The 1,941-nt window shown below is 66.4% G+C and carries 2 protein-coding genes and 1 pseudogene; 1 reads left to right on the plus strand and 2 read right to left on the minus strand.

What is annotated here, in order from left to right; translation table 11 throughout:
- Positions 1-65: 65 nt before the first annotated feature.
- Positions 66-839: a serine O-acetyltransferase gene (gene cysE, locus ACR2JA_RS09020; protein ID WP_434008759.1), complete on the plus strand. Its 774-nt coding sequence runs from the start codon at positions 66-68 to the stop codon at positions 837-839.
- Between the two features lie 35 nt (positions 840-874).
- Here cysE and ACR2JA_RS09025 read toward each other — a convergent pair whose 3' ends face one another.
- Positions 875-1,351 (minus strand): FKBP-type peptidyl-prolyl cis-trans isomerase, encoded by a 477-nt coding sequence (locus ACR2JA_RS09025; RefSeq protein ID WP_434008760.1) that lies wholly within the window; start codon positions 1,349-1,351, stop codon positions 875-877.
- 18 nt (positions 1,352-1,369) lie between these two features.
- A pseudogene (mog, locus tag ACR2JA_RS09030) lies at positions 1,370-1,941 on the minus strand (molybdopterin adenylyltransferase); the annotation flags it as partial.

Below are 1,941 nucleotides of genomic sequence, written 5' to 3' on the forward strand. Positions count from 1 at the left end.
ATGCTGCAGACCGCGGACAAGGCCAGGCGCTAGACTGGCTCCCCGACAACAAGACCAGGTTCCCCATGTTCTCCCGCCTCCGCTCCGACATCCAGTGCATCCTCGAGCGCGACCCTGCCGCGCGCAGCACCTGGGAGGTGGTCACCTGTTACCCGGGCCTGCACGCGGTCTGGCTGCACCGGCCGGCATACTGGTGCTGGACGCACGGCTTCAAATGGCTCGGGCGTTTCATCTCCCACATCGCGCGCTTTCTCACCGGTATCGAGATCCACCCGGGCGCCAAGCTGGGCGAACGGGTGTTTTTCGACCATGCCATGGGCGTGGTGGTGGGCGAGACGGCCGAGATCGGCGACGGCTGCACCATCTACCAGGGCGTTACGCTTGGCGGCACCTCGCTGTACAAGGGTGCCAAACGACACCCCACGCTGGGCAAGAACGTGGTGGTCAGCGCCGGCGCCAAGGTGCTGGGAGGCTTCGAGGTGGGCGACGGCGCCAAGATCGGCAGCAACGCGGTGGTGATCAAGCCGGTGCCCGCGGGCGCCACGGCGGTGGGCATCCCGGCCCGCATCATTCCGAGCAAGACCGGTGAAAGCGCCGACGTGACCCAGGCCAGCCCGAAGTTCCAGGCCTACGGCATCACGCAGGAAGACGATCCGCTGTCACAGGCCATGCGCGGCCTGATCGACAAGACCGGTAGCCAGGAGCACCAGATCGCCCTGTTGTGGGCAGCCATCGAGAAGCTGGCCTGTGAACAGCGGGGCGGGGACTGCGTGCCTCCCGACGCGGCCAAGGAAGAGCACTTCGAAGCGGACAAGCTGACCCAGCTGGTGGGCAAGTAACCCCGCCCCTGCGCCGCAGACGCGGCGCGGGGGCCTCAATGGTGATGGCCGTGGGCGCCGTGGGCGTGGCCGTGGGCGATCTCTTCGGCTGATGCGGCTTTGACGTCCAGCACCTTCAACTGGAACGTCAGGGTCTGGCCGGCCAGCGGGTGGTTGCCATCCAGGTGCACCGTGTCACCCTTGATCTTCATGACGGTGAACACCGCTTGCCGACCCTGGTCGTCTTGACCTTCGAGCTGGCCGCCCACCTTCACGCCGGGCGGGAATTCGCTCTTGGGAATGGTGGTGACCAGCGTTTCGTCGCGCTCGCCAAACGCGTCGGCTGGTGCCAGCTTGACGGTGGTCTGGAAGCCGGCGGTCTGGCCTTCCAGCGCCTGCTCGATGCCGGGCAGCGTGTTGCCATAGCCGCCGTGCAGGTAGCTGCGCGGCGTCTTGCCGTCTTCCAGCAGCTTGCCCTGCGCGTCGCTGGCGCGGAAGGTGAGGGTGACGACGGTGTCTTTGGTGATGTTCATGGTGTCTGGGTGTGTCGGTCAGCGGGCGGGGCGGACGGCGGTCTTGGGCCGCCAGCCTTTGATCACCTCGTCGTTCGTTTCGAGGTAGGGGCCTCCGATCAGGTCGATGCAGTAGGGCACGGCAGCGAAGATGCCGTTGACGCGGACCGATCCATCGGCGTTCTTCTCACCTTCCAGCGTCTCGGCGATCGCCTTGGGCTGGCCCGGCAGGTTGATGATCAAGCTGTTGTCGCGGATCACCGCGACCTGGCGCGAGAGGATGGCCGTGGGCACGAAGGCCAGGCTGATCTGGCGCATCTGTTCGCCAAAGCCGGGCATTTCCTTGTGCGCCACCGCCAGCGTGGCCTCGGGCCTCACGTCGCGTTAGGCGGGGCCGGAGCCGCCGGTGGTCAGCACCAGGGCACAACCGGCGTCCACCAGCTGGATCAGGGTGTCGCTGATCGTGGCCTGCTCGTCCGGGATCAGCCTTTCCTCAAACGTGATGGGGTTCTTCAAGGCCCGGCACAGCCATTCCTTGAGCGCTGGCAGGCCCTTGTGTTCGTACACGCCGCTTCTGGCGCGGACGCTGATGGAAACGATCCCGATGCGCA

Origin of the sequence: Hydrogenophaga sp., assembly GCF_051007235.1 — a bacterium.
In the GTDB taxonomy this organism is placed as follows: Bacteria; Pseudomonadota; Gammaproteobacteria; order Burkholderiales; family Burkholderiaceae_C; genus Hydrogenophaga.

Bases quoted from the DNA above. Each gene is read 5' to 3' on its own strand.
- ACR2JA_RS09025 (WP_434008760.1), bottom strand. From the start codon at position 1,351: ATGAACATCACCAAAGACACCGTCGTCACCCTCACCTTCCGCGCCAGC.
- cysE (WP_434008759.1), top strand. From the start codon at position 66: ATGTTCTCCCGCCTCCGCTCCGACATCCAGTGCATCCTCGAGCGCGAC.